The organism is Ensifer sp. GW821-FHT05G01 (genome assembly GCF_059419585.1).
The window spans coordinates 165,604-191,599 of record NZ_JBWKSC010000014.1; the positions used below are offsets into that span (position 1 = coordinate 165,604).

The 25,996-nt window shown below is 61.7% G+C and carries 27 protein-coding genes; 18 read left to right on the forward strand and 9 right to left on the reverse strand.

What is annotated here, in order from left to right; all coding sequences use genetic code 11:
- Nucleotides 1–4 precede the first annotated feature (4 nt).
- Nucleotides 5–1,459 (forward strand): ABC transporter substrate-binding protein, encoded by a 1,455-nt coding sequence (locus AC07UR_RS28275; protein ID WP_209789990.1) that lies wholly within the window; start codon nucleotides 5–7, stop codon nucleotides 1,457–1,459.
- 229 nt (nucleotides 1,460–1,688) lie between these two features.
- On the forward strand, nucleotides 1,689–2,780 hold the full coding sequence (locus tag AC07UR_RS28280; RefSeq protein WP_209789989.1) for an ABC transporter ATP-binding protein: 1,092 nt from the start codon (nucleotides 1,689–1,691) through the stop codon (nucleotides 2,778–2,780).
- A 47-nt stretch (nucleotides 2,781–2,827) separates the two neighbouring features.
- Here the strand turns inward: AC07UR_RS28280 and AC07UR_RS28285 are convergent, their stop codons facing one another.
- Genes AC07UR_RS28285 through AC07UR_RS28305 form a run of 5 tightly spaced genes read right to left on the reverse strand, consistent with a single transcriptional unit; the run spans nucleotide 2,828 to nucleotide 6,920 of the window.
- The gene (locus AC07UR_RS28285; RefSeq protein ID WP_209789988.1) at nucleotides 2,828–3,334 is read right to left on the reverse strand and encodes a GAF domain-containing protein; all 507 of its coding nucleotides are present in this window, start codon (nucleotides 3,332–3,334) and stop codon (nucleotides 2,828–2,830) included.
- Nucleotides 3,335–3,355: 21 nt separating this feature from the next.
- A complete protein-coding gene (locus AC07UR_RS28290) occupies nucleotides 3,356–4,096 on the reverse strand; it encodes an ABC transporter ATP-binding protein (protein WP_173423025.1) in 741 nt (246 codons plus the stop codon).
- Nucleotides 4,093–4,926 (reverse strand): ABC transporter ATP-binding protein, encoded by an 834-nt coding sequence (locus tag AC07UR_RS28295; RefSeq protein ID WP_077501842.1) that lies wholly within the window; start codon nucleotides 4,924–4,926, stop codon nucleotides 4,093–4,095. The genes AC07UR_RS28290 and AC07UR_RS28295 overlap by 4 nt, the downstream gene beginning before the upstream one ends.
- Entirely contained in the window at nucleotides 4,926–5,831 is a 906-nt protein-coding gene (locus tag AC07UR_RS28300; RefSeq protein WP_077501841.1) for an ABC transporter permease, read from the reverse strand. The genes AC07UR_RS28295 and AC07UR_RS28300 overlap by 1 nt, the downstream gene beginning before the upstream one ends.
- 12 nt (nucleotides 5,832–5,843) lie before the next feature.
- Nucleotides 5,844–6,920 carry an ABC transporter permease gene (locus AC07UR_RS28305; RefSeq protein ID WP_173423024.1) on the reverse strand — a complete coding sequence of 359 codons (1,077 nt, stop codon included), beginning with the start codon at nucleotides 6,918–6,920 and terminating at the stop codon, nucleotides 5,844–5,846.
- 120 nt (nucleotides 6,921–7,040) lie between these two features.
- On the opposite strand from AC07UR_RS28305, the gene AC07UR_RS28310 reads away from it, so the two are divergent.
- From AC07UR_RS28310 to AC07UR_RS28320, 3 genes are all read left to right on the forward strand, one after another.
- Nucleotides 7,041–7,727, forward strand: coding sequence for a helix-turn-helix domain-containing protein (locus AC07UR_RS28310; RefSeq protein WP_327795839.1), 687 nt, complete (start codon nucleotides 7,041–7,043; stop codon nucleotides 7,725–7,727).
- A 10-nt stretch (nucleotides 7,728–7,737) separates the two neighbouring features.
- Entirely contained in the window at nucleotides 7,738–9,327 is a 1,590-nt protein-coding gene (locus AC07UR_RS28315; RefSeq protein ID WP_209789987.1) for an ABC transporter substrate-binding protein, read from the forward strand.
- Nucleotides 9,328–9,472: 145 nt separating this feature from the next.
- Nucleotides 9,473–9,901 (forward strand): OsmC family protein, encoded by a 429-nt coding sequence (locus tag AC07UR_RS28320; RefSeq protein ID WP_173423022.1) that lies wholly within the window; start codon nucleotides 9,473–9,475, stop codon nucleotides 9,899–9,901.
- A gap of 44 nt (nucleotides 9,902–9,945) precedes the next feature.
- On the opposite strand, the gene AC07UR_RS28325 is transcribed toward AC07UR_RS28320, so the two are convergent.
- Entirely contained in the window at nucleotides 9,946–10,467 is a 522-nt protein-coding gene (locus tag AC07UR_RS28325) for a hypothetical protein (protein ID WP_209789986.1), read from the reverse strand.
- Between the two features lie 40 nt (nucleotides 10,468–10,507).
- Nucleotides 10,508–10,933 carry an Lrp/AsnC family transcriptional regulator gene (locus AC07UR_RS28330; RefSeq protein WP_025428636.1) on the reverse strand — a complete coding sequence of 142 codons (426 nt, stop codon included), beginning with the start codon at nucleotides 10,931–10,933 and terminating at the stop codon, nucleotides 10,508–10,510.
- A 124-nt stretch (nucleotides 10,934–11,057) separates the two neighbouring features.
- On the opposite strand from AC07UR_RS28330, the gene ocd reads away from it, so the two are divergent.
- From ocd to AC07UR_RS28370, 8 genes are all read left to right on the forward strand, one after another.
- Entirely contained in the window at nucleotides 11,058–12,107 is a 1,050-nt protein-coding gene (gene ocd / locus AC07UR_RS28335; RefSeq protein ID WP_209790272.1) for an ornithine cyclodeaminase, read from the forward strand.
- Between the two features lies 1 nt (nucleotide 12,108).
- Nucleotides 12,109–13,080, forward strand: coding sequence for a citrulline utilization hydrolase CtlX (gene ctlX / locus AC07UR_RS28340; RefSeq protein ID WP_209789985.1), 972 nt, complete (start codon nucleotides 12,109–12,111; stop codon nucleotides 13,078–13,080).
- A 31-nt stretch (nucleotides 13,081–13,111) separates the two neighbouring features.
- Complete coding sequence (locus tag AC07UR_RS28345; RefSeq protein ID WP_173423018.1) at nucleotides 13,112–13,915, forward strand: dimethylarginine dimethylaminohydrolase family protein; 804 nt, start codon at nucleotides 13,112–13,114, stop codon at nucleotides 13,913–13,915.
- Between the two features lie 29 nt (nucleotides 13,916–13,944).
- A complete protein-coding gene (locus AC07UR_RS28350; RefSeq protein WP_173423017.1) occupies nucleotides 13,945–14,745 on the forward strand; it encodes a transporter substrate-binding domain-containing protein in 801 nt (266 codons plus the stop codon).
- A 119-nt stretch (nucleotides 14,746–14,864) separates the two neighbouring features.
- Complete coding sequence (locus AC07UR_RS28355) at nucleotides 14,865–15,578, forward strand: ABC transporter permease (RefSeq protein WP_077501832.1); 714 nt, start codon at nucleotides 14,865–14,867, stop codon at nucleotides 15,576–15,578.
- Nucleotides 15,578–16,279 carry an ABC transporter permease gene (locus AC07UR_RS28360; protein ID WP_209789984.1) on the forward strand — a complete coding sequence of 234 codons (702 nt, stop codon included), beginning with the start codon at nucleotides 15,578–15,580 and terminating at the stop codon, nucleotides 16,277–16,279. The genes AC07UR_RS28355 and AC07UR_RS28360 overlap by 1 nt, the downstream gene beginning before the upstream one ends.
- Before the next feature lie 37 nt (nucleotides 16,280–16,316).
- Complete coding sequence (locus AC07UR_RS28365) at nucleotides 16,317–17,081, forward strand: ABC transporter ATP-binding protein (RefSeq protein ID WP_173423015.1); 765 nt, start codon at nucleotides 16,317–16,319, stop codon at nucleotides 17,079–17,081.
- A gap of 10 nt (nucleotides 17,082–17,091) precedes the next feature.
- Complete coding sequence (locus AC07UR_RS28370; protein ID WP_209789983.1) at nucleotides 17,092–18,243, forward strand: M20 aminoacylase family protein; 1,152 nt, start codon at nucleotides 17,092–17,094, stop codon at nucleotides 18,241–18,243.
- A gap of 30 nt (nucleotides 18,244–18,273) precedes the next feature.
- Here AC07UR_RS28370 and AC07UR_RS28375 read toward each other — a convergent pair whose 3' ends face one another.
- Both AC07UR_RS28375 and AC07UR_RS28380 read right to left on the reverse strand, forming a co-directional pair.
- A complete protein-coding gene (locus AC07UR_RS28375) occupies nucleotides 18,274–19,650 on the reverse strand; it encodes an FAD-containing oxidoreductase (RefSeq protein ID WP_209789982.1) in 1,377 nt (458 codons plus the stop codon).
- A complete protein-coding gene (locus AC07UR_RS28380) occupies nucleotides 19,647–20,114 on the reverse strand; it encodes a DUF4126 domain-containing protein (RefSeq protein WP_173423012.1) in 468 nt (155 codons plus the stop codon). The genes AC07UR_RS28375 and AC07UR_RS28380 overlap by 4 nt, the downstream gene beginning before the upstream one ends.
- A 334-nt stretch (nucleotides 20,115–20,448) precedes the next feature.
- On the opposite strand from AC07UR_RS28380, the gene osmF reads away from it, so the two are divergent.
- The 5 genes from osmF (at nucleotide 20,449) to AC07UR_RS28405 (ending at nucleotide 25,996) form a co-directional block, all read left to right on the forward strand.
- Nucleotides 20,449–21,360: a glycine betaine ABC transporter substrate-binding protein OsmF gene (osmF, locus tag AC07UR_RS28385; protein ID WP_209789981.1), complete on the forward strand. Its 912-nt coding sequence runs from the start codon at nucleotides 20,449–20,451 to the stop codon at nucleotides 21,358–21,360.
- Nucleotides 21,361–21,475: 115 nt separating this feature from the next.
- Nucleotides 21,476–22,642, forward strand: coding sequence for an ABC transporter permease (locus AC07UR_RS28390; protein ID WP_327795838.1), 1,167 nt, complete (start codon nucleotides 21,476–21,478; stop codon nucleotides 22,640–22,642).
- A complete protein-coding gene (locus AC07UR_RS28395; RefSeq protein WP_173423009.1) occupies nucleotides 22,639–23,577 on the forward strand; it encodes an ABC transporter ATP-binding protein in 939 nt (312 codons plus the stop codon). The genes AC07UR_RS28390 and AC07UR_RS28395 overlap by 4 nt, the downstream gene beginning before the upstream one ends.
- Entirely contained in the window at nucleotides 23,577–24,314 is a 738-nt protein-coding gene (locus AC07UR_RS28400) for an ABC transporter permease (RefSeq protein WP_209789979.1), read from the forward strand. The genes AC07UR_RS28395 and AC07UR_RS28400 overlap by 1 nt, the downstream gene beginning before the upstream one ends.
- A gap of 524 nt (nucleotides 24,315–24,838) precedes the next feature.
- Nucleotides 24,839–25,996, forward strand: a complete 1,158-nt coding sequence (locus tag AC07UR_RS28405; RefSeq protein WP_209789978.1) for a Gfo/Idh/MocA family protein — start codon at nucleotides 24,839–24,841, stop codon at nucleotides 25,994–25,996.

Below are 25,996 nucleotides of genomic sequence, written 5' to 3' on the forward strand. Positions count from 1 at the left end.
AAGAATGAGGAAACTGCTACTGACATCAGCGTCGCTGGGTGTTCTTGCCATGGCAAGCACCGGCACGGCACTCGCATGCGACCCCGACTATTCCGGCGTCGAACTGACGGCGACCACGCAGACCGGGCCCTATATCGCGTCCGCGCTGCAACTTGCGGCCAAGGGGTGGGAGGAAAAGACCTGCGGCAAGGTGAAGGTCGTCGAGTTTCCGTGGTCGGAACTCTACCCGAAAATCGTCACGTCCCTGACATCGGGTGAAGATGCCTTCGACGTCATCGCCTTTGCGCCGGCCTGGGCGCCGGACTTTACCGATTTCCTGTCGGAAATGCCGGGTGACATGCAGAAGGGCGCCGACTGGGAGGATATCGCGCCGGTCTATCGCGAGCAGTTGATGGTCTGGAACGGCAAGATCCTGTCGCAGACGATGGACGGTGACGCCCATACCTACAGCTACCGCATCGACCTGTTCGAAAACGCCGACAACCAGAAGGCCTTCAAGGACAAGTACGGCTACGATCTCGCGCCGCCGAAGACCTGGAAGCAGTATCTCGACATTGCCGAGTACTTCAACCAGCCGACCAATAACCTGTGGGGCACGGCGGAAGCCTTCCGTCGCGGCGGTCAGCAGTTCTGGTTCCTGTTCAGTCACGTCGCCGGCTACACCAGCCATCCCGGCAATCCGGGTGGCATGTTCTTCGATCCGGACACGATGGATGCACAGGTCAACAATCCGGGCTGGGTTCGTGGCCTCGAGGAATACATTCGCGCGTCGAAACTTGCGCCGCCGAATGCGCTCAACTTCTCCTTTGGTGAAGTGAATGCCGCCTTTGCCGGCGGCCAGGTGGCGGAATCGATCGGCTGGGGCGATACCGGCGTTATCGGCGCCGATCCGAAGCAGTCGAAGGTTGCAGGCAGTGTTGGCTCTGCACCGTTGCCGGGATCGGACGAGATCTGGAACTACAAGACCAAGAAGTGGGACAAGTTCGATCACGTCGTCCAGACCTCGTTCATGGCCTTCGGTGGCTGGCAGGCGGCGGTGCCCGCATCGTCGACCAAGCAGGAAGCGGCCTGGAACTACATCCAGTATCTGTCGAGCCCTGCCGTTTCCGGCCAGGCGGCGATCACCGGCGGCACCGGCGTCAATCCCTATCGCATCTCGCACACGACCAATCTCGACCTCTGGTCGAAGATCTTCTCCGAGCGTGAAGCCAAGGAGTATCTGGGGGCGCAGAAGGATGCGGTCACCGCGAAGAACATCGCCCTCGACATGCGCCTGCCCGGCTATTTCTCCTACACGGAAGTGCTGGAGATCGAACTCTCCAAGGCGCTTGCCGGAGAAGTCACGCCGCAACAGGCGCTCGACAGCGTCGCTGAGCAGTGGAACCAGCTGACGGACGAGTTCGGTCGCGACAAGCAGCTCGCTGCCTATCGCGCATCGATGGGCCTGCCACAGAAGTGAGATGATCGAGTGCTCGCCCCGAAACGATCGGGGCGAGCTTCGCGGTCCCTGCGGCCGGGTCACACTGGCCGCAGATACACTACAGCGCAATGCGTTAGCTATGACGCGCCCGAGGCGCTGTAGCGCTTGAAACCTGCTGGATAATTGCTCAAATCGATGTCGATTTGCGGAATTATGCAGCATCCCGGCCGCTTTCGCGCCGGCTACCGTCATGAGAAAAGGCGTCAGCATGTCCCAGGTCCGGTTGGAGCAAATCACCAAGTCCTTCGGTAGCGTCACCGTTATCCCGCCGCTCGATCTCGAAATTGCCGACCGGGAGTTCGTCGTGCTCGTCGGGCCATCCGGTTGCGGCAAGACGACCACCCTGCGCATGATTGCGGGCCTTGAGACGGCTTCTTCGGGCACGGTCCGGATCGGTGAACGTGATGTCACCGACTTGCGCCCGGGCCTGCGCAACTGCTCGATGGTGTTCCAGAACTACGCGCTCTACCCGCATATGACGGTGGCGGAGAATATCGGTTACGGCATGAAGGTGCGGGGCACGTCCAAGGCCGATATCGAAAAATCGGTCGCTGAGGCGGCCCGCATTCTCAACCTTGGCGCTTACCTCAGCCGCAAGCCGAGCGCTCTGTCCGGTGGCCAGCGCCAGCGTGTCGCCATCGGCCGCGCGATTGTCCGCCAGCCGGATGTCTTCCTGTTCGATGAGCCGCTGTCGAACCTCGACGCCAAACTGCGCATTGAAATGCGCACGGAAATCAAACTGTTACACCGAAGGCTTCAGACCACAGCGGTCTACGTCACCCACGATCAGGTCGAGGCCATGACGATGGCGGACCGCGTTGTCGTCATGAACCAGGGACGTATCGAGCAGGCGGCCGATCCGATCACGCTCTACGAGGCGCCGAGCAATCTGTTCGTCGCCGCATTCATCGGTGCGCCGAGCATGAATTTCGTCGAAGGATTGCTCGAACGCGGTGATGGCGGGCTGTGGTTCAGGGCGGATGGCGGTGTCGCGGTCAAGATCCCGGACACGCGCGCCAGAAAACTGGACGCTTTTGTCGGTCAGGCCGTCGTGCTCGGCATTCGCCCGGAGCATACTATGTCGTCAGAAGCCGATGCGCCAAGGCTGACGCTACAGGTGCGCGATATCGAGCCGCTGGGTCCCCATACGCTGGCGCTCGGAAGGGTGGGACAAGCGACCTTCACTGGACAGATACACGCGGCGTCACCGGTCAGGCCGGACGATACGATCGAGGTGCCGATCGAGGCGCAGAATATGCATTTCTTCCTGAAGCAGACCGGGATGGCGATCGGACGCTGAAGCAGAGGTTAAGGCCGGGGGCGAACGACGCCCCCGGCCTCGACAAGTCAGTTCTTGGTCGCGCGGGCAGCGGCAAGAAACGCCAGCTTGGCAGGCAGTTCCAGGTGCTTCGACAGGGCGACGCGCTCAGGCGTGTAATGCTGTTCGGCGTCGAGGCAGTTGACGGTTCCGAGCAGTTCGCCGCCGACAACCACGGGGATGTTGACGACCGAGCCGCAGCCGAGCGCCCAGATCGTCTCGTGATCGCCGAACACCTTGGAGATATCGACAATGGTGTTGGCCACGAAGGTCTTATGCTCCTTGTGCACGATGTCGAACCAGCTGTCATAGCGGATCGGCTTGGTGCCGGACGTCGGGTATTCTTCCGGGTGCGACGTGTAGGCACGACGGGCAACTTCATTGACCATATCGACGGTCATCGTCGTGAAGAGTTTGGCGCCGATCACCTGGCGGCAAAGCGTCTGAAGCGCGCCCAAGATGGTGTCCGCGTCGGTTTCCCTTGCAATCGCCGCATCGAATTCAGCCAATGCGGCAGCGATCTGTTCACTGTTCATCATATGTCCTTGGGATGTTGATTAATTCGCGTGCGCTGCGCTGATGTGCATCAGTTCGCGCGAATAGGGGTCCTTGAGGTCGCCACGCTTGAGGTCGGCAACGTCGGCCACCTCGACGATGCGGCCCTGCCGCATGACAGCCAGCCGATCGCAGAGGAAGGAAACGACCGGCAGGTTGTGGGTGACCATCAGGAAAGTCAGGTTCTGTTCCTGCCGCAATCGCTTCAGCAGGTTCAGAATCTCCGCCTGCACCGAGACGTCGAGCGCCGAGGTCGGTTCGTCGAGCAACAGCACCTTCGGCTTCAGCATCAGCGCGCGCGCGATGGCGACACGCTGGCGCTGGCCGCCCGAGAGCTGGTGCGGAAAGCGGAAACGGAATTTCCGGTCGAGCCCGACGGAAGACATTACCTCTTCGATGCGGGCGCTGCGATCGCCGATGCCGTGAATCGTCAGCGCTTCGCCGAGCGTGGCGTCGACGGTCTTGCGCGGATGCAGCGAGCCGTAGGGGTCCTGGAACACCATCTGACACTGACGGGAGAAGGCACGGTCGATGCCATGGCTGCGCGGCTTGCCGAAAACGTTGATCTCACCGGTCCACTCAGGCGCCAGGCCTGCGATCGCCTTCAGCACGGTCGACTTGCCGGAGCCACTTTCACCAACGAGGGCGAAGCTTTCGCCATCGGCAATCTCGAGGTTGACGTCGTGCGTGATATGCGCTTCGCCGTAGAAGATATCGAGGTTCTTGAGGGAAAGCGCCGTCATTTCTTGGCCCATGCGCTGCGGTCGAGCACGGGAAGCTCGGTCCGGGTTTCGTCGAGACGCGGGATGGAGGCGATGAGGCCGCGCGTATAGGGATGCTTGGCGTTCATCAACTCACCCGCCTTGCACTCTTCAACCACTTCACCAGTGTTCATCACCAGAATGCGGTCGCAGTAGCTCGAAACAAGGTTGAGGTCGTGGCTGATGAAGATCAGGCCCATACCCTTGCGCTTGACCAGCTCATCGATGATGTCGAGAACCTGGGCCTGCACCGAGACGTCGAGTGCGGAAGTCGGCTCGTCGGCGATCAGCAGGTCCGGCTCCGGGATCAGCATCATCGCGATCATCACGCGCTGACCCATGCCGCCGGACACTTCATGCGGGTAGAGCTTGGCAACGCGTTCCGGATCGGCGATGCGCACCGATTCCAGCATGGTCAGGACGCGGTTGTTGACCTCGCGGCGCGGCAGGCGCTGATGCGTCAAAAGCGCCTCGGCGATTTGCTCGCCGATCGTCATGACCGGGTTCAGCGAGAACTTCGGATCCTGCATCACCATCGAAATGCGGGCGCCGCGGATCGGGCGCATCTGCCGTTCGGAGCGCGTCAGGAGGTCGATGCCGTCGAAGGTCAGCTTGTCGGCCGTGACCCGGCCCGGTGCGCGCACCAGTTTCAGGATCGAGCGGCCGGTCATCGACTTGCCGGAACCGCTTTCGCCGACGATTCCCAGGCGTTCGCGGCCGAGGGTGAAGGAGAGGCCTCGCACGACTTCAAGGTCGCCGCGTGGCGTCGGGAAGGTGACGCGCAGGTTTTCGATTTCGAGAAGCGGGTTCATCAGCGTTGCTCCCCGCTCTTCGGATCGAGCACGTCGCGCAGGCCGTCACCGAGGAAACAGAAGCCGAGGCTGACGAGAATGATCGCAAAGCCCGGCATGGTTGCCACCCACCACTGGTCGAGAATGAAGGAACGGCCGCGCGAGATCATCGCGCCCCATTCGGGAAGCGGCGGCTGTGCACCCAGGCCGATAAAGCCGAGGCCGGCTGCCGTCAGGATGATGCCCGCCATATCGAGCGTGACACGCACGATCATCGACGAGGTGCAGAGCGGCAGCACGTGACCGAGATTGACCCTGAGGCTCGATGCGCCGAGCAGGCGCACGGCCGAGATGAACTCAGAGTTCTTGAACGTCATCGTCTCGGCGCGGGCGACGCGGGCGTAGCCGGGCCAGGAGGTAATGGCGATGGCGATGATCGCGTTTTCGATGCCGGGGCCAAGTGCTGCGACGAAGGCAAGCGCCAGGATCAGCTTGGGCAACGACAGGAAAATGTCGGTGATGCCCATGAGGATGCGGTCGACCCATCCGCCGAAATAGCCGGCGGCAACGCCGATCACCAGGCCGGCGGGTGCTGCAAGCACGGCGACCAGGGTAACGATTGCCAGCGTGATGCGCGCACCGTAAACGACGCGCGACCAGATATCGCGGCCGAGTTCGTCGGTTCCCATCCAGTGCGCCGCACTTGGCGGCAGCAGCCGTTCGCCGAGCGCCTGGCGCAGCGGATCATGCGTGGCGATCCAGGGCGCAAACAGCGCGGTCAACACGAGCACCAGGATGATGATCGCGCCGACCACTGCGAGCGGGTTGTGCATCAGCGCGCCGAAAATCCGGTAGAACCGGCCGAGGCGCGCCTGCATCGGCGAGGCGGGGCTGTCGTCGATCAGCCAGTCGCGAAGTGTTGTCATGTTCGCTTCTCCCTAGCGCGCACGTGGATCGAGCACGCGATAGAGCACGTCCGATATCTTGTTGATGCCGATGAAGACCGCACCGATCACCAGGGTCGAGCCGAGGACGGCTGCCATGTCGGCGTTGAGCAGCGCGACGGTCAGGTAGTTGCCGATGCCGGGCCACGAAAAGATCGTCTCGATCATCACGGAGCCTTCGAGCAGGCCGGCATAGGAAAGGCCGATGACCGTGATGAGCGGTACGCGGATCGGGCGGAAGGCATGGCGCCAGATGACAAGCCGTTCCGGAACGCCCTTGACCCGAGCCGTGGTCACATATTCCTGGCTCAGCTGGTCGAGCATGAAGGACCGCGTCATGCGGGCGATATAGGCAAGCGAGAAGAAGCCGAGGCAGGAGGCCGGCAGGATGAGGTGCCAGACCGCGTTGCGGAAGATCTCCCAGTCGCCGGCAATGACGCTGTCGACGAGGATAAGGCCGGTGACCGGGGTGACGACGCCGTCATAGAAGATGTCGACACGGCCGGGACCGCCGACCCATTTCAGCTTGGCGTAGAAGACCGCAAGCCCGACAAGGCCGAGCCAGAAGGCCGGTACGGAGTAACCGAGCAGGCCGACGACGCGGATGCCCTGATCGAGCCATGAGCCGCGGCGGCTTGCGGCGATTACGCCGAGCGGGACGCCGATCAAAACGCCGAGAAGGATGCCGAGCGTTGCCATCTCCAGCGTTGCCGGGAAGACCCGAGCAAGGTCCTCAATCACGGGTTTGCCTGTGGAAACCGCCGTGCCGAAATTGCCGGTTACCACGTCGCCGACATAGCTGACGAACTGGGCGGCCAGCGGCCGATCAAGCCCCATCTCCTCGCGGACACGCTCATAGACGGCGACGGGTGCGCGGTCGCCGACGACGGCCAGTACTGGATCGATCGGCACGATGCGGCCGATGAAGAAGGTGATTGCGAGCAGGCCGATGAAGGTCACGCCAAGCGTGACGAGAAAGCCCAGAGCCGAAAAAAGGCGCCGTCTGCCCGGGCTTTGTAGCCCCGCGCGGCGCGTCGGCGCGGGCGCTGTAGTCGTATTGTTGTCTGCCACGTGGCGATTCCATCCCTCGTTCGCTTGCGGTCGCGGCTGTCGATAGCGCAAGAATTCGCTTGGAGTATATAAATAAGTTTGCTTAAATCAAAAAAATTTTACTGGGGAGGAGAATCCATCGTGACCGTGCCATCGGAGGATGCAGATACCGCATCCGGCCGATCCGCGACTGCGGGTCAGCCGCGGATCGGCGCGCTGGTGCGTGCGCGGCGGCGGCAGATGCATATGACGCTGCAGGCGCTCAGCGATGCGGCCGGCGTCTCGGTCGGCTATCTCAGCCAGATCGAGCGCGACCTCGCCATGCCCTCGCTCGGCACGCTTGCGCAGATCGCCCAGGGGCTGAACGCCGAACTCAATCACTTCATCCTGGCGCCGGCGATCGACACCGGTCTGTCGCGTGCCAGTGAACGCATGATCTTTTCCGTCGGTGGCTCGCCCGTGTCCTACGAGCGCATCGGCGCGGATTTTGCCGGAAACCAGCTCTCCAGCTTCGTCATCACCATCCCCGCCGGGCACCGCTCGGAAGTCTTCAGCCATGAGGGCGAGGAGCTGGTCTACGTGCTCGCGGGTGAAATCCTGTTCGGTCTCGATGATGACGAGACCACGCTTACCCCCGGCGACGGCCTGCACTTTCGGGGCATCCAGCCACACTATTGGTGGAACAAGACGGATGCACCCGTTCGGCTGATCTGGACTGGCACGCTGCCGCTGTTCCGATCCCGCACATCCTTGCCCAACGAGACCGGCATGCCTCAGGCAGTCCCCAAGCCGGCGACGACAACAAAAACCAAACCTCATCGAAAATAGGAGAGCAATGATGAGAATGTTCAAGGTCGCGGTTTTCGCGGCGTCCCTTATGCTGAGCGTGTCTCCGGCAGCTTTGGCGGAGACCCCTGCCGAAGTGCTGGTGGTTGCCCAGAACATCGACGATATCGTCAGCATCGATCCGGCCGAAGCCTATGAGTTTTCGTCCGGCGAATATGTGACGCAGACCTATGACCGTCTGGTGCAGTATGATGCGCCTGACGTTCTGAAGCTTTCTCCTGGTCTTGCCAGCGAATGGACCGCAGACGATGCGGCAAAGACGATCAACTTCACCCTGCGCGATGGCGTTACCTTCTCTTCCGGCAACCCGCTGCGCGGCGAAGACGTCGTCTACTCCTTCAAGCGCGTCGTCGTGCTCAACAAGGCACCGGCCTTCATCCTGACGCAGCTCGGCTGGACCCCTGAAAACATCGACAAGATGGTGACCGCCGACGGCAACAAGGTCACGATCAAGTATGAAGGCGACTTCTCGTCGGCCTTCGTGCTCAACGTGCTTGCCGCCCGTCCGGCCTCGGTCGTCGACGCTGAAGCGGTCAAGGCGAACGAAGCCGATGGTGACTATGGCAATGCCTGGCTCAAGGCGAATTCGGCCGGTTCCGGTCCGTTCGTGCTGAAGGCTTTCCGCGCTGGCGAACTTTTGAACCTTGCGAGCAACCCGAACTATTTCGCCGGCGCTCCGGCGATCAAGGGCGTGATCATCCGCCACGTCGCAGAAGCCGCGACACAGCAGCTGATGCTTGAGACCGGCGACGTCGACATGGCGAAGAACCTGACGCCGGATCAGATGGCAAGCGTTGCCGCCAAGGGCGGCATGAAGGTCGAATCTTATCCGCAGGCCGCCGTTCACTTCCTGTCGTTCAACCAGAAGGCCGCAGCCCTGCAGCCTCCAGCCGTCTGGGAAGCTGCCCGCTACCTCGTCGACTACAAGGGCATGACCGACAGCTTCCTGAAGGGGCAGATGGACATCCACCAGGCATTCTGGCCGAAGGGCTTCCCGGGCTCGCTCGATGAGACGCCTTACACCTACGATGTCGAAAAGGCGAAGAAGATCCTCGCCGACGCCGGCATCCAGACGCCGATCAAGGTCACGCTCGACGTCATCAACTCGACGCCGTTCACCGATATGGCGCAGTCGCTGCAGGCTTCGTTTGCCGAAGCCGGCATCACCTTCGACATCATTCCGGGAACCGGCAGCCAGGTCATCACCAAGTACCGCGCCCGTACCCATGAAGCCATGCTGCTCTATTGGGGCCCTGATTTCATGGACCCGCATTCGAACGCCAAGGCCTTCGCCTATAACGAAGACAACGCGGACGACAAGTATCAGTCGACGACCACGTGGCGTAACGGCTGGGCGGTTCCGGCCGAACTCAACGAAGAGACGAAGGCTGCGTTGAAGGAAGCCGATCCGGCCAAGCGTTCGGCGCTCTATGTCGACCTGCAGCGCAAGGTGCAGGAGAAGTCGCCGATCGTGATCATGTTCCAGGCCGCAACCCAGGTTGCAATGAAGGACAAGGTCGAAGGCTACGTCAACGGCGCCACGTCCGACTTCGTTTTCTACCGCCTCGTCAAGAAGAACTGATTCCTGCGCGCGCTCACTTGCGTCAGCGACTGAGCGCGGACATATCAGAGCCGTGGGCCACGCGTGGCCCACGGCATGGCGACCGGACCGGGACTTCTGCACGATGGCTGACCCCGGTACGTGAACATTGGAGAAGGCGAATCGAATGGCAGACGTGAAGGTAAGAACGCGGGAAACAGGCGCCACGGCCACGGTGGGCAGAACCGGTTTTCCGCACGTGACTTCGGTCACCGGCGGTGAACTCGATATTGTCACCGGGCCATCGCAGCCGGGCTACGGACCGCTCGACCTGCTTTATGCCTCGCTCGCGAGCTGCCTGGTCTTGAGTGCCCGCATTGCCGCCAGCCGCTTTGGCGTGCTCGACCGCTTGACCGAAGTCAGCGCCAAGGTGACCGGCGAAAAGGCGCATGATGAACCGTCACGCATCGGGAAATTCGAGATTGTCTTCGACATCAAGGGCGATTTTGACGAAGCGACGCGGCATGCCATTGCCGAGGCGGCAGAGAATGAAATCTGCACCGTCAGCAACACCTTGCGCGGCAACCCGGAATTTGTGACCCGATACGCAGATTGACCCTCTTTGTACGAGTGGCCCGACTGTCTCGGGCCACGGCCCGCTCAATCCATGAACGGCGCCAATTCCTGGTCGAACTCGACTTCGACGACGTTGTTGAACAGCGCGGTCGCGACCATGATTCCGGCAAACGCCACGAGGTTGACCAGCGCCGCGTTGTCATAGCGCGCTTTCAACCCATCCCAGATCTCTGCAGGCACAGCATTGGAATCGGCGACGATCGCCCGGCCGAAGTCGATCAGCCGCTGTTCGTCTGCCGTCGGCACAAGCGAATGAAAGTCCACGCCGGAATTGGCAAAGGCGCGGCGGAAAAAGCCCATCGCGATCGGCGATTCCATCGCCTCGGAGATCGCGTGCGACACCAGCCAGATCGCCCGATCGTCGAGCGCCGGCCGCAATTCTTCCCTCAGCGTGAACCACTCGGCGTAGATCCGGTGCGCCGTCGGCGAATGCAACAGCGTGCGCTTCATATTGGTCATGCGGCCACGGGCCTGGACTTCCTCGTCGTGGGCGGCGCGGATAGCGTCGGAAGCGGTATCGTAATCGATCTGGGGAATGTGGCTCACGGTCATGCCTGTATTGGTGATGGCGCGGGAATGCGCCCTTTCAGATGGTGCTGAGAAGAATGCTCGTCTCGCTGTTGAGCACGCCTTCGACGTCGCGGACCTCGCGCAGGATGCGGTCGAAGTCGCTAAGGCTGTTGGCGCGGATTTCGGCCACCATGTCCCAGGCGCCATTGGTGGTGTGGAGAGCGTAGAGCTCGGGCAGGCCGCGAAGGAATTTGATCACCTTTGTGGTCGTTCGCCCGCTGACCTCGATCATCATGATTGCCCGGATTGCGCGCTGGTCATAGTCCTGCCGCACGCGCAGCGTGAAACCCAGGACCGCACCGGTCTCCAGCAGCCGGTCGATGCGCGTCTGCACCGTTGCCCGCGATATGCCGAGAACCGAGGCGACTTTGGAATATGGCGCGCGGCCGTCTTCTCGCAGGAGCGAGATAAGCTGGTGGTCGAGGTCGTCGAAGATGTGCATAAGAATCTTATAGGGGAGTTGTGCAATATGTGCAATCTTTTGCAAAAATTTGCGCAAGTTTCAAATTTCAACTCGCTTCTTGCATGCCTAGGCTGACTTTATCGAATTTCCCGATGGAGTTGGAATCGTGGTTCAGTATGTCGGTGTCGGCAACGTAATCGAGCTGGTCAAATCGATCGGCATTGAAACGTTCCTGTTGGGTCTTGCGGAGTATATCGAAGACGATTTCCGCAGATGGAACGCTTTTGAAAAAACGCCTCGGCTGGCGAGCCACTCGAAGACGGGGGTCATCGAGTTGATGCCGACGTCGGACGGCGAGCATTACGGCTTCAAATACGTGAACGGTCATCCGACGAACCCCAATGTCGGCCTGCAGACGGTAACGGCGTTCGGCGTGCTTTCGGATGTCAGCACGGGTTATCCCTGTCTCGTGTCCGAGATGACGATCATGACCGGGCTGCGCACCGCCGCAACCTCGGCCCTGGCAGCAAAATACCTTGCCCGTCCTGATGCTCGCTCGATGGCGATCATCGGCCTTGGCGCGCAGTCGGAATTCCAGGCTCTGGCATTCCGGGCGCTGCTCGGTATCAAACGCCTGCAGGTTTTCGATATCGACATCGAGGCAGCGGACAAGTTCCTGAAGAACCTCGCCGACATGGATTTCGACATCGTCGTCGCCAAGACCGCCGAAGAGGCCGTTGCTGGCGCCGACATCATCACGACTGTGACGGCCGACAAGCGCAACGCGACGATCCTGTCCGACAACATGGTCGGCGCCGGCGTGCACATCAACGCCGTTGGCGGTGACTGCCCGGGCAAGACCGAGCTGCAGGGTGATATCCTGCGTCGCGCCGACGTCTTCGTCGAATATCCGGAGCAGACGCGGATCGAAGGCGAAATCCAACAGATGGCGCCGGACTTCCCGGTCACTGAACTCTGGCAGGTTATCACCGGCGATGCCGAAGGCCGTCGCTCGAGCGCACAGATCACCATCTTCGATTCCGTCGGCTTTGCCACCGAGGATTTTTCGGCGCTGCGCTTCTTGCGCGACAAGATCCAGGGCACCGCTTTCTACACCGAGCTCGACCTGACGACGCAGCCGGAGCACCCGCGTGACCTCTACGGCCTGTTCCGGCAGCAGCCGGCGGCACCTGCCGAGCGGAGCGCTGCATAACATGAAGAGACTGTCCGTACAGGCGCCGAAGGGCGTCGTCATGATCCGTCCGCACCATTTCGGCCCGAACCCGATGACGGCCAAGGACAATGCTTTCCAGTCGACCGACGAGGCGCGCAAGCCCTCGGCGATCGCAACGGCCGCCTTCGACGAGGTGACGCGCATGGCTGACGGCCTGTCGGTGGCCGGCGTCGCTGTCCACCTGTTCGAAGACGAGACGGTGACGCGCCCGGACTCGGTGTTTCCGAACAACTGGTTCTCCACCCATTCGGGCGGACATGTGGCGATCTATCCGATGTATTCGGAAAGCCGCCAGAGCGAGCGTCGCGCCGACATCATCGAGATGCTCAAGACCGAGTATCGCGTCCAGGACGTGATCGACTATTCCGGCCTCGAAAAGGACGGCGTCTATCTCGAAGGCACCGGTGCGATGGTGCTCGACCATATCGGTCGCGTCGCCTATGCCGCACGCTCGAACCGCACCAACGAGGTGGCGCTGGAGCGCTTTTGCACCCACTTCAATTTCGAGCCAATGATGTTTGGTGCGGTCGACCGCAATGGCAATTCGATCTACCATACCAATGTATTGATGTGCATCGGCACGGATTTCGCGCTGATCGGCACCAGCATGATCCCCGACGCTGCAAGGCGACAGGAAATTTGTGCGCGTCTGGAAGAGACCGGTCGGCAGGTCATCGATCTCACGATCGATCAGATCGAAAACTTTGCCGGTAACGCGATCGAACTCGATGGCGCCGATGGCCGCGTCGTCGTGATGTCGGCACGGGCGCTTGCCTCGCTTCGGCCGGACCAGATCAAGGCGATCGAGGCTTCGGCCCGCGTGCTCGCCTTCGACGTGCCCACCATCGAGCTTGCTGGCGGCTCCGTGCGCTGCATGCTCGCCGGGGTGCATTTGTCGCGCAGAGAACCAGCCGGTACGCAAAAGCTTTACGCCGCCACATCCGATCGATAGAAGCACCTCATCCAAGCCAAAGGTACTACAAATGTCGCAAGCACGCCCCGTCTACAATTTCAACAACATCATCGTCCGCACGCCCTCGACCACCGTCGTCAACGGTCTGCGCGCCGATGATCGTGGCAATCCGACCTATGAAGGCGTGAAGGCCGAGCACGATACCTACATCGCTGCGATGAAGGATGCGGGCGTCAAGGTTACCGTTCTTCCGGCGCTCGAAGCTTTCCCGGATTCGATCTTCGTCGAAGATCCGGCGCTGGTCTTCACGGAAGGCGCGATCCTCCTGCGTCCGGGCGCTGCGACCCGCGTCAAGGAAACCATCGAAATTGAGCCGACGCTCCGCGCCATGTTCGAGACCGTTCTCGATCTGCCGGGCACCGGCCTTGCCGACGGCGGCGACGTGCTGACGACCCGCGAAAGCGTGATGATCGGCCTTTCGGCCCGCACCGACAAGGTCGGCGCCGAAGCGCTGCAGGCCTGCCTCGACAAGCTCGGCCGCAAGAGCGAGATCGTCGCCACTCCGGAAGGCGTGTTGCATTTCAAGACCGATTGCTCGCTGCTCGACGAGGAGACCGTGCTGTCGACCGCCCGTCTTGCCAAGTCCGGCGTGTTCGATCGCTTCAAGCAGGTGATCATTCCCGAAGGCGAAGAGCCGGCGGCCAATGCGCTGCGCGTCAACGACGTCGTCATGGTCGGCTCGGACTTCCCGCGCACGATCGAGATGCTCGACAAGCTCGGCTACAAGGTCGTGCCGATGAAGACGACTGAAATCGGCAAGATCGACGCGGGCCTGTCCTGCATGTCGCTGCGTTGGTTCAGCAACACGCTCTGATCCAGACATAATTTCGCGGAGGAAACATCATGAAGAAGTTCAAGTCGGCCCTGTTTGCAGGGATCGCCCTTTCGATGGCGGCAAGCGCTGCTTTCGCTCAGGACACTGTGCGCCTGGGCATGACGCCTGAGCCCTACATGCCTTTCACGCAGGTCAATGCCGGCGGCGAATGGGAAGGCCTCGAGGCCGACCTGTCTCGCGCGCTCTGCGAAAAGATGGCTGTGAAGTGCGACATCAACCAGATGGCGTGGGATGGCCTCATCCCGTCGCTGAAGGAAAACAAGGTCGACTTCATCATCGGCGCCTTCTCGATCACCGATGAACGCCGCAAGGTCGTCGATTTCTCGACGCCTTACTACACCGAAGGCACGTCCTTCGTCGGCGCCAAGTCCGACACCAGCGAGATCAAGACGGTCGACGCTGCCGACGGTACCGGTCAGATCATTGATCCGGCCAGCGTCGAAGGCAAGATCATCGGCGTCCAGACGTCGAGCGTGCAGTCGGCCTATGTCGCCAAGTACCTGCCTGGCGCTGAGGCCAAGAGCTACGATACCGCCGACAACTCCGTCGCCGATCTCGTTGCCGGCCGCGTCGACTACGTTCTGATCCCGGACCTTTACATCCAGACGTTCCTGAAGTCGCCTGATGGCGCCGATTATGAAGTCAAGGTCGAGGTTCCGAAGAACGCCGTTCTCGGCGAAGGTGTCGCTTATGCGGTGCGCAAGGGCGATGCCGCGACACTCGAGAAGGTCAATGCCGGTCTTGCCGCCCTCGAAAAGGACGGACAGGTCAAGACGCTTGTCGACAAGTGGATCTTCGGCCAGAAGTAAGTGCATTTTCGAGGGCGTCGGGCCGAGCCCCTTCGCCCTCGATTGCCGAACGGACCGCAGCGTCCGGGCATCATCGCAGCCCTTGGCTGACGACACCAATCGGGAACAGGTAGCGACGGATGGAGTATTACTGGCAATTGCTTGCCTGGGGCGGCGAGGGCTGGGGCGACGATTTCGCCTGGGGCCTGGTGATGACGCTGCAGGTCTCCGTGGTCGCCTATGCGGTCGCGGTCGTCTTCGGCCTGTTGGGCGCTGCTGGGAAGCTTTCGAAGCATCGTCTTCCCCGCCTGCTCGCCGATATCTATACCACGGTCGTGCGTTCGCTTCCTGAACTCCTGGTCATCCTGCTTCTTTACTTCTCGGTCGCAAGCGGCGCTGAACGTCTGTTGAAACATTTCGGCCTCGTCGCCGAGACCTTCCAGTTCAGCTCGTTCTGGGCGGCCATCATCGCGCTTGCCTTCGTCTCCGGCGCCTTCATGACGGAAGTGCTGCGGTCTGCCTTCCTCGCAGTCCCCCCGGGGCAGATCGAGGCCGCGGTTTCGATCGGCATGCGGCCGCGCAAGGTCTTCACCCGCATCGTGCTGCCGCAGATGATGCGCCACGCGGTGCCCGGCATGGGAAATCTCTGGCTTTCCATCACCAAGGAAAGCGCCATCATCAGCGTGCTCGGCTCGTTCAGCGAACTGCTCTACACCGGCTATCGCGCTGCCGCAGGCACCAAGCAATACATCTTCTTCTACGGGCTGACGGCGGTCCTGTTCCTGTTGATCACGCTCGTCTCGGCCTTGGTGATCGCCCAGATCGAGCGCCGCCTGAACCGGGGGCACCATTGATGGAAACGATCTCCAACGTTATCGGCTTCCTGCCGGCCCTCATCAAGGCGACCCCGCTCACGCTGCTTCTGACGGCTGTTGCCGGCATCTTCGGTCTGGTCATCGGCACGCTTGTGGCCCTTGCCCGGCTTTCGCCCCGCCGCGTCCTGTCGATGCCGGCCTATGTCTTCACCTTCGCGTTTCGCGGCACGCCACTGCTCGTGCAGATCTATCTCGTCTATTATGGCCTCGGACAGGTCCTGCCGGGAACGTGGGTTCGCCACAGCTTCCTGTGGCCCTATCTGCGCGACGGGCTGTGGTATGCGATCTTCGCGCTCAGCCTCAATCAGGCGGCCTACAATGCCGAAGTCATCCGCGGCGCGATCAAGGCGATCCCGCGCGGACAGATCGAGGCGGCAAAATCGATCGGCATGCGCTCCTCGCTGATCCTTCGGCGCATCACGCTGCCGCAGGCACTGCGTTCTTGCCTGCCGGTTCTGACGGGCGATCTGATCATCCTCTTGAAGACGACCTCGCTGGCGTCGACGATCACCATTCTCGAGGTGATGGGCACCGCCCGCATGCTGCAGCGCCAGTCACTGTTGATCTTCGAACCGCTGATCGCAGCCGGCATAATCTATTTCACCGTCGTCTTCATCCTGACGCGGATCATGAACGTCGTCGAAAAGCGGCTAACCCGCTACCGCACGGCCAAGGCATAAGGACAAGGCGCGCAGCCGCGCCACAGGAGGAACGACGATGGTCGCAACCGCACTGTCTGTGAACAACATCCACAAGAGCTTCGGCTCGGTCGAGGTACTCAAGGGCGTTTCGTTCGAAGCGAAATCCGGAGACGTCATCTCGCTGATCGGCAGCAGCGGCTCGGGCAAGAGCACGCTGCTGCGCTGCATCAACTATCTCGAGACGCCGGACGAGGGTGAAATCACCGTCTCGGGCGAAGTGATCAGGACGGTGAAGGGCAAGGACGGCAAGCTCGTTGCCGCCGACAAGCGCCAGCTCGAACATATCCGCACCCGCCTTGGCATGGTGTTCCAGAGCTTCAATCTCTGGTCTCACAAGACGATCCTCGAAAACATCATCGAAGGGCCGATGCATGTGCTCGGCATGACGCGCAAGGATGCCATTGGCGAAGCTGAGATACTGATGGAGAAGGTCGGCATCACGCCGAAGCGCGATCATTACCCGAACCAGCTTTCGGGCGGCCAGCAGCAGCGCGCGGCAATTGCCCGTGCCCTGGCGATGAAGCCCGACGTCATGCTTTTTGACGAGCCGACCTCGGCGCTCGACCCGGAATTGGTGAACGAGGTGCTTCTCGTCATCAAGAAGCTGGCGGAGGAGGGGCGCACCATGGTGATGGTGACGCACGAAATGTCGCTGGCGCGCGACATCTCAAGCGAAGTTATCTTCCTGCACAAGGGGCTCGTCGAGGAACGCGGCGCCCCGTCGCAGGTCATGCGTGACCCGAAATCGGCGCGCCTGCGCCAGTTCCTGCAGATGGCCTGAGGAGAGACCCATGCGCGACGCGACCCTGTCGGAGTTCCTGCCCGAACTCATCAATATCCGCCACACGCTGCACGCGATGCCGGAAATCGGCCTCTCCGAGGTCAAGACCTCAGAATTCGTCGCCGGCCTGCTGCAGTCTTGGGGCTTCGAAGTGACACGCGGCCTTGCAACGACCGGCATCGTCGCGACGCTGAAGCGCGGCAACAGCAACCGCTCGATCGGCTTTCGTGCCGACATGGACGCGTTGCCGATGCAGGAGGAGACCGGGCTTGCCTATGAGAGCAAACATCCCGGCGCCATGCACGCCTGCGGCCATGACGGCCACACGAGCATGCTGCTCGGTGCGGCCTGGGCACTGTCGCAGGACGCAAGCTTCAACGGCACAGTGCATCTGATCTTCCAGCCCGCCGAGGAAAATTTCGGCGGAGGGAAGCTGATGATCGAGGACGGTCTGTTCGAGCGCTTTCCCTGCGAGCGCGTCTTTGCGCTTCATAACTGGCCGGGCTTGCCTGCCGGCACCTTCTCGACCCGTGCCGGCGCGATGGCCGCTTCCATCGACGTGCTGACCTTGACGATCAAGGGCAAGGGCGGCCACGGGGCGCAGCCGGAGCTCACGGTCGATCCTGTCGTCGTCGGCTCGAGCATCGTCATGGCGCTGCAGACACTGGTGTCGCGCAATGTCTCGCCGCATCAGCCCTCAGTCGTGACCGTCGGCTCGTTCCAATCGGGCTCGGCCTCGAACATCATTCCCGATACGGCCGTGCTGGAGATCAGCATGCGTGCGACCGACCCGGTCGTGCGCAAGCAGCTGCAGGAACGCGTCGAGCAGATCGCCCGTTTCCAGGCACAGAGCTTCAACGCCGAGGTCACATTCGGCTGGCAGGTCGGCTACCCCGCGACCATCAACAACGCCGATGCGGTCGACCATGCGCGCGCGGTGATCAATGAAAAGTTCGGCGAGGGCGCTTTCGTCGAACTCGCCGAGCCGCTGATGGGCAGTGAAGATTTTTCCTTCCTGCTGGAAGAGGTGCCGGGCGCTTACGTGCTGATCGGCAACGGCGATTCGAGCGGGCTCCACACCACGCGCTACGACTTCAACGACGACATCCTCGAGCGCGGCGCGATGTATTTCTACCATCTGGCGCGCTCGGCGCTGGTCTGAACGAGCGCCTGACGGTCGGTTCGCCGACCGTCAGCTTGCCGGCGCGACATCGCCGAAGACCGTCGGGATCAGTTCCGAAACGGTCGGATGAATGTGCACCGCGTGGGTGATCGTGGAGTAGGGCTTTCTGGCGTACATCACGTCGAGAATGCTCTGAACGGCTTCGTCGCCGCCGGTGCCCAAGATCGATGCTCCGAGGATCTCCTTGCTGTCGGCGTCGACGACCACCTTCATGAACCCTTCGGTCTCGCCTTTTTCGACCGCACGACCGACACGGGTCATTGGTCGCCTGCCGACGGCAATCTTGCGGCCAGTCTTGCGCGCCTCGGTCTCGCTCATTCCGGCGCGCCCGAGCGGTGGATCGATATAGAGCGCATAGGTGGAGATGCGGTCGCTCACCCGCCGCGGCTCGCCATCGAGCAGGTTGGCGGCGACGATCTCGAAGTCGTTATAGGCGGTGTGGGTGAAGGCGCCGCGGCCGTTGCAGTCGCCCATGGCGAAGATGTGCGACACGTTGGTGCGCAATATGTCATCCACCTCGACATAGCCGCGCGCGTCGGTGTTCACGCCCGCCTTGTCGAGGCCGAGATCGTCGGTGTTCGGCCGCCGTCCCGTTGCGAGCAGCAGATGTGAGCCGGTGATCTCCGGCGCGCCCGAGGTGCAATCGACGCCGGCGGCGACATCGTCGCCCTGTCTGGCAAAGCGGATGCATTCGGCATTGAGCCGGAACCGGATGCCCTCCTTTTCCAGAATTGCCAGCACGGCGTCGGAAACGTCAGGGTCTTCGCGCGCAATCAGCCTCGGTCCTTTTTCGATCACCGTCACCTCGGAGCCGAAACGCCGGAACATCTGTGCAAACTCAAGGCCGATATAGCTGCCGCCAACAATGATCAGGTGGCGCGGAAGAACGTCCAGATCCATCATCGACACATTGGTGAGAAAGGGCACGTCGTCGACACCGGGAAAATCTGGCGTGGCCGCTCGGCCTCCGGTGTTGAGAAAGATCTGGTCGGCGGTGAGAATGTCCTCGCCAACCCGAATGGTGTGCGGATCCTCGAAGCGGGCGTGCCCTTCGAAGATAATACAGTTCTCCATTCCCTTGAGCCAGTTTTCGACGCCCGATCGGGCGTCGGTTCTCACCTTGTCCTTGCGCGCCATGACGCGCTTGAAATCCACGGAAACAGGACCGGTCGTCACGCCGAAATCCGCACCGCGGCGGGCCATGTGCACAGCATAGGCGCTGGCGACCATCGCCTTGGTCGGCATGCAGCCGGTGTTAACGCAGGTGCCGCCGAACAGCTTGCGCTCAATCAGCGCAACGGACTTTCCGGCAGCGGCGAGGCGACCGGCCAATGACGGCCCCGCCTGGCCAGCGCCGATGATGATGGCATCGAAGTGTTTCGTCATAGCACCGAGGACACCACCCAGAGCGCGAGCAGCACGGCAACGACGTCTTCGAGCAGAGCGATCGGCAGGTCCCTGCCTCCTGTTGCGGCAACCAGCCGCTTGCGTGCCTCATAGCCGCCAAGCGTGCCGATCACGGCGCCGATGATCCCTGCGATCAGGCCGCCGATCAGCGAGCCGCCGGCCGTGCCGAGGACCGCACCGCAGAAACCGCCGCTGACGATACGTGCGCCGAATTGCTGCGGCACCTTTCTGCTCGGTGTGCTTGGAAGTTGGTCGGTGACGAACTCGACCAACGCGAGAAGCCCGAAGATATAGGGTGTGAAACGGAAGCCCATGAAGGCAGCCCAGGTCGCGGTAACCGGCAGCCATCCGGCCGCAGCCGCAATGCTGACGGCGGCAGGCGCGGTCATGGCGCGAAGGCCGGCCACCACGCCGATAAGAAGCGCGAGAAAGTAGATCGACATTGATTCCCCGAACGTTCGCCGGGCGAGCCCGCGCCGCCAGCCCCCAGGCGGTTCGGATCGAGCGGCATCGCAACCATGAGTGAAAGCGGACTTTATGGCGGGCCGCAATCAGAGTGACCGACAACGCCGCCGATTGCAACGCCCAATCGCCTGCCGGCTTGGGGTGTAGTCTATAGTTTCGATGGTGATAATGGATGAAGGGATTTTTCACCCATCGCGCCGTCTGCCCGCAGCTCTATTTTTTGTCGAAGGCTGACATATATGGAATGGCTTGCCCGGACGACGGGAATATTCCGTGATCAAACTGCGGAACCGAATTTCGAGGGAGAACTCCATGCGCCTGACCAGACTGCTTATCGGAACAGCCTTTGCCTTCACGCTGACCGCTGCTGCCGCCAACGCCGACGTCGTCGTGTCGTCCAAGATCGACACGGAAGGCGGCGTGCTCGGAAACATCATTCTTGCCGTATTGAATGCCAACAATATCAAGACGGTAGACCGGGTGCAGCTCGGCGCCACGCCGGTGGTGCGCAAGGCGATTACCGCCGGTGAAATCGACATCTATCCGGAATATACCGGTAATGCCGCGTTCTTCTTCGAAAAGGCGGACGACCCGGCCTGGAAGGATGCCGCGAAGGCTTACGAGAACGCCAAGAAGCTCGACTACGACGCCAACAAGATCGTCTGGCTGACGCCGTCTCCCGCAAACAACACCTGGGCGATCGGCCTGCGCAAGGATGTGGCTGAGGCCAACAAGCTGAAGACGCTGTCCGATTTCGGCAAATATGTTGCCGGCGGCGGAAGTGTCGTACTTGCCGCGTCGTCCGAATTCGTCAACTCCGCGGCGGCTCTTCCCGCATTCCAGACGACCTACGCCTTCACGCTGAAGCCGGAACAGCTCATCACCCTTTCAGGTGGTGATACCGCCGCGACGATCGCTGCGGCGGCCAACCAGACGAACGGTGCCAATGCCGCCATGGTCTACGGAACCGATGGTGGTATCGCCCCATCCGGCCTCGTGGTGCTTGAAGACGACAAGTCGGTTCAGCCGGTCTACCAGCCGGCTCCGATCATCCGCGAGGCGGTGCTGAAGGAGAACCCTCAGATCGAGACGCTGTTGAAGCCGGTCTTCGAGAAACTCGACCTGGTGACGCTGCAGGAACTGAATGGTCGCGTCCAGGTCGGCGGCGAGCCGGCAAAGGCGGTCGCCGAGGACTTCCTGAAGAAGAACGGCTTCCTGAAATAGGTTGACGCAAAAGCGTGACGCTGGTCGGATGCACGCATCCGACCAGCGTTTTCTTTTATGGGCGTGGAACAACGAAGGTCCGTCAAGCGGTAGCCGGATGAGAAAAAGGGATCTGATGCAGTTCCGCGTGGACAAGCTTGGCGTGATCATTGCCGCACTTGCCGCCTACGGCGCGTTGCTGGCGCCTTTCGCGACCTTTCGCGCCAATCGCATTGTCGCCGGCGAGGCGAAATCGATAGGCGAAGCCCTGCCGTCTGCATGGACAGTCGTTGTTCTCCTCCTTGTCACCGCGACCGTGGTTGTCGCGGTTCTGAAAACGCCTAGCCGGCTGCGCCTCGGCACCGCATTTGCTGCGATCGCCGCGTTGGCGCTGGGCATCGGTGCTGCCGCGGGCCATCTGACGCCACCTGAAAACGCCTACGCTCGCGTTTCGCCGGCCTCCGGGTTCTGGATCCTGTTGTTCGCGCTCGGTTTGCTGGCCGCCGACGCATTGACCCGGCTGCGGCCGTCGCCGTTGGTGCGCGTGCTCTTTCTTTCCGCGGTCCTCGGCTTCATTGCCGCTGTTCTGACGTCAGGCACGTGGGACGGTTTGTCCCTTCTCAAGGAATATGCCAGCCGCGCAGACACCTTCTGGGCCGAGGCAGGCAAGCATGTGACGCTCGCCTTGGGTTCGCTTGCCGCCGCGACCATCGTCGGCATTCCGCTCGGCATTCTCTGCCATCGTGTCGCGCGCCTTCGCGACGGTCTGCTCGGCGTCCTGAATGCGATACAGACGATCCCGTCGATCGCGCTTTTTGGCATTCTGATTGCACCGCTCGGCTGGATCGCGGTGCATGTTCCGGGTGCCGCCGCCATCGGCATCCGCGGCATCGGCACGGCTCCGGCCTTCGTCGCGCTTTTCCTCTATTCGCTGCTGCCTGTCGTCGCCAACACCGTGGTCGGGCTTGCCGGCGTGCCGAGGGAAGCCAATGACGCTGCGCGCGGCATCGGCATGACGGACTTCCAGCGCCTTGTCGGTATCGAATTTCCCTTGGCTTTCCCGGTCATTCTCACCGGCATTCGCATCGTTCTCGTTCAAAACATCGGGCTTGCGACGATCGCGGCATTGATTGGCGGTGGCGGCTTCGGCGTCTTCGTCTTTCAAGGCGTCGGGCAAACGGCAATGGACCTAGTCCTGCTCGGAGCAGTTCCGACCGTCCTTTTGGCATTCACCGCCGCTATCGTCCTCGATGCCCTGATCGAGACGGCCACACCAAACCGCAACCGGGTGCAAAGCGCATGATCGAGATCGAAGGTATTACCAAGCGCTATGGCGAGACCACTGTTGTCAGGGACGTCAGTCTGACGATCGCGCCACGCACGGTCACTGTCATCGTCGGGACTTCCGGCTCCGGCAAGACGACCTTGCTCAGGATGATCAATCGTCTGGTCGAGCCGACATCAGGCACGATCAAGCTCGACGGCGAGGATAACCGTTCGCTTCCGGACTACGAACTGCGCCGGCGGATCGGTTATGCGATCCAGGGGCATGGGTTGTTTCCGCACCGTACCGTTGCGCAAAACATCGCCACCGTGCCGACATTGCTCGGTTGGGATGGCGCCCGCATCGAGGCCAAGGTCACCGAACTGCTGACACTCTTTCAACTCGATCCGGTGGCGTTCGGCCCGCGTTATCCGCATGAACTGTCCGGCGGCCAGCAGCAGCGTGTCGGTGTCGCCCGCGCGCTGGCGGCAGAGCCAAAGGTGCTGTTGATGGACGAGCCCTTCGGCGCGCTCGATCCGATCATTCGGGCCAAGGCGCAGGACGATCTGCTAGCAATCCAGAAGCACTTCGAAACGACGATCGTCCTCGTTACGCATGACATGGAGGAAGCCTTCCATCTGGCTGACCGGATCGCCGTCATGGACAAGGGCGAAGTGGTGCAATACGCAACGCCCGCCGAGATGCTCGTCAAACCGGCGACAGCCTTCGTCGAAAGCCTGATCGGCGCCGGCGAGCGACCGTTCCGGCTGCTGGCGATCGAAACTGTCGCTGATGCCGTCGAGCCGGGTGCGGCAGAAGGCGAGGCGATTGCGAGCGCGGCCACCCAGCGCGAGGCCTTGTCGACGCTTCTTTGGACCGGTCGCAAGGCACTTCCCGTCATTGGCCCCGATGGTGCCCTGATCGGCAAGGTCAGCCTTGATGGCCTGGTTCAGCGTGCCGCGGGGCCCACGTGATGCTGCGCCTTCCAACTCTGTTTCGGCTGTTTGCATTTGCTGTCCTCGTCGCCTTTCTCATCCAGCCTCAATGGTTCGAACCGCTGTTGCGGCCGCTGGTTCAGGAGAATGCGCCGGCGATTTACAACCAGGGCAGCCTGTTGCAACTGACGCTGCTGCATCTGCGCACGGTGGCGATCGCAACGGCCTGCGCGACTGTCGTCGCGCTGGCACTGGCGATCCTGGTGACGCGTCGTTCGGGGGCAGAGTTCCTGCCGCTTTCGCGCAGCCTGGTGAATATCGGGCAGACCTTTCCACCAGTCGCCGTCCTGGCACTCGCCGTGCCGATCTTCGGTTTTGGTGAAAAGCCGACGCTGATTGCGCTCTTCCTTTACGGTCTGCTGCCAATCTTCGAGAACGCACTGACGGGGCTGACGACCCTGCCGCCATCGATCATGGAGGCGGCGCGGGGCACCGGCATGACCGGGCGTCAACGGTTGATGAAGATCGAACTGCCCTTGGCGATGCCGGTGATCCTCGCCGGCATCCGGCTTTCCGTGGTCATCAGTCTGGCGACTGCGACCATCGGCTCGACGGTTGCGGCAAGGACGCTCGGCGAAGTGATCATCGCCGGTCTGCAGTCCAACAACCTTGCCTTCGTCGTCCAGGGGGGGCTCATCGTTGCGGTGCTTGCCGTCCTGATCCACGATGCCCTGCAGGCAGGCGAACGAAGTCTCGGGTCTCGAATGGGACGTTAGGGCAGCGCCGCCCACCGCCTGCCATGCCATTGGGGTCATCGGCTGCGCGCTGCGTCAGAACACAGGACTGCGTGCTGGAATGGAGCGTGCTTTATAGGGGCGTCAGAAGGAAGTCTTTGCCGCTCGTAGCGCGCTGGCCGTTCCGTTCTTGACTGCGCCAAATGCGCAGATCACACTGAAGGGAACGGTCGGTGATCATCCCAAGATGAGGCTACCATTGTCTGGCCGGGCCATTGCCACGGCTGCTGCACTTGGGGCGACCGCTTGCTCGCAAAAGCCTGAACCGACCAGAAATCACCCACGCAACGTATAGTGGTCTGGACCGCTTTCCTCCTGTCGGAGAGTTGCGGAGGTCGCACCCTCTTTGGTTGTCCGGGGAATGCCTGTCACAGCGGCATTTGCTGCGTTCCATGAAAATGAATTTCACAATTTTACAAAATACGCGGATTTGGGTTGACGACCTCAAAAAACTGTCCCAGTCTGCGAAAATAAATTACGCCATAAGGCAAGGGAACAGTGCGAGCATGAAAGTCGGGATAATCGGACTCGGATTCCGTCTGGGATATCTGGGCTACGTTTTCAAAGCCATGGATGAGAACTTCGAGATCGCGGGATACGTCGATCCGGCGCCGGCCGGACTTCCGGGTCTGGTCGAAAAAGGCATCTCCGTCGGCAAGGCCTATGCGACGCCCGAAGAGCTGATCGCCAACGAGAAGCTCGACCTCTTGATGATCGGGTCACCGAACCACATGCATCTCGATCATATCCGGATCGGGCTTGAGGCCGGTCTCAAGGTCTTCAGCGAAAAGCCGATTGTGACGACCGTTCAGGAAAGCCTGGAGCTTGCGCAGCTGATGGCGAAATTCGGCCACGAGCGCCTGATGGTCGGCCTGGTGCTGCGCTACGCGCCGATGTACCGGGACCTTCGCGCAGCGCTTGCGGAAGGGAAGCTTGGCCAGGTCGTTTCGATCGAGGCATCCGAACACATCGAGCCCTATCATGGCGCCTTCTTCATGCGCGACTGGCGTCGCTACGAGCGCTATTCCGGCAGCTTCATGCTGGAGAAATGCTGCCACGACCTCGACCTTTATAACGGCGTCATCGGCGCTCGTCCGGAGCGGGTGGCGAGCTTCGGCGGCCGCAAGAGCTTCATTCCGGCCAACGACCCAGCGCGCGAGGGCATCAACGACCTTGAGCTTTTCCATCGCAAGCCGAGCGGCTGGATGGGGTCCGACAAGGTGTTCGATAGCGACGGCGACATCATCGACTACCAGGTCGCGATCGTCGAGTACGCCAATGGCGTCGGCATGAACTTCCACACCAACCTCAATGTGCCGGATCAGTTCCGCCGCTTCTGCATCATGGGGTCGCGCGGCATGGCCGAGGGCGATTTCATCCGCGGCTATTTCGACGTGCACGAGATGCTGACCGGCAAGAAGGTCGTCGAGAACAGATACGCCGCCACCGAATTGTCGCAGCACTACGGTGCGGACGAGCAGATGGCGACCGATATCATCGGCCACGTGCGTGATGGCCGGCCCTTGCCTGTTTCGACGATCGATGCGCTTGAAGCCGGCATCCTGGCCCTGTCGATGGACGAGGCCCGCCGCAAGCGCAGCGTCATCGATCTCAGGCCCATCTGGGACCGCTTCGACGAAGCCCTGCATTCACGGGCGGCGTGA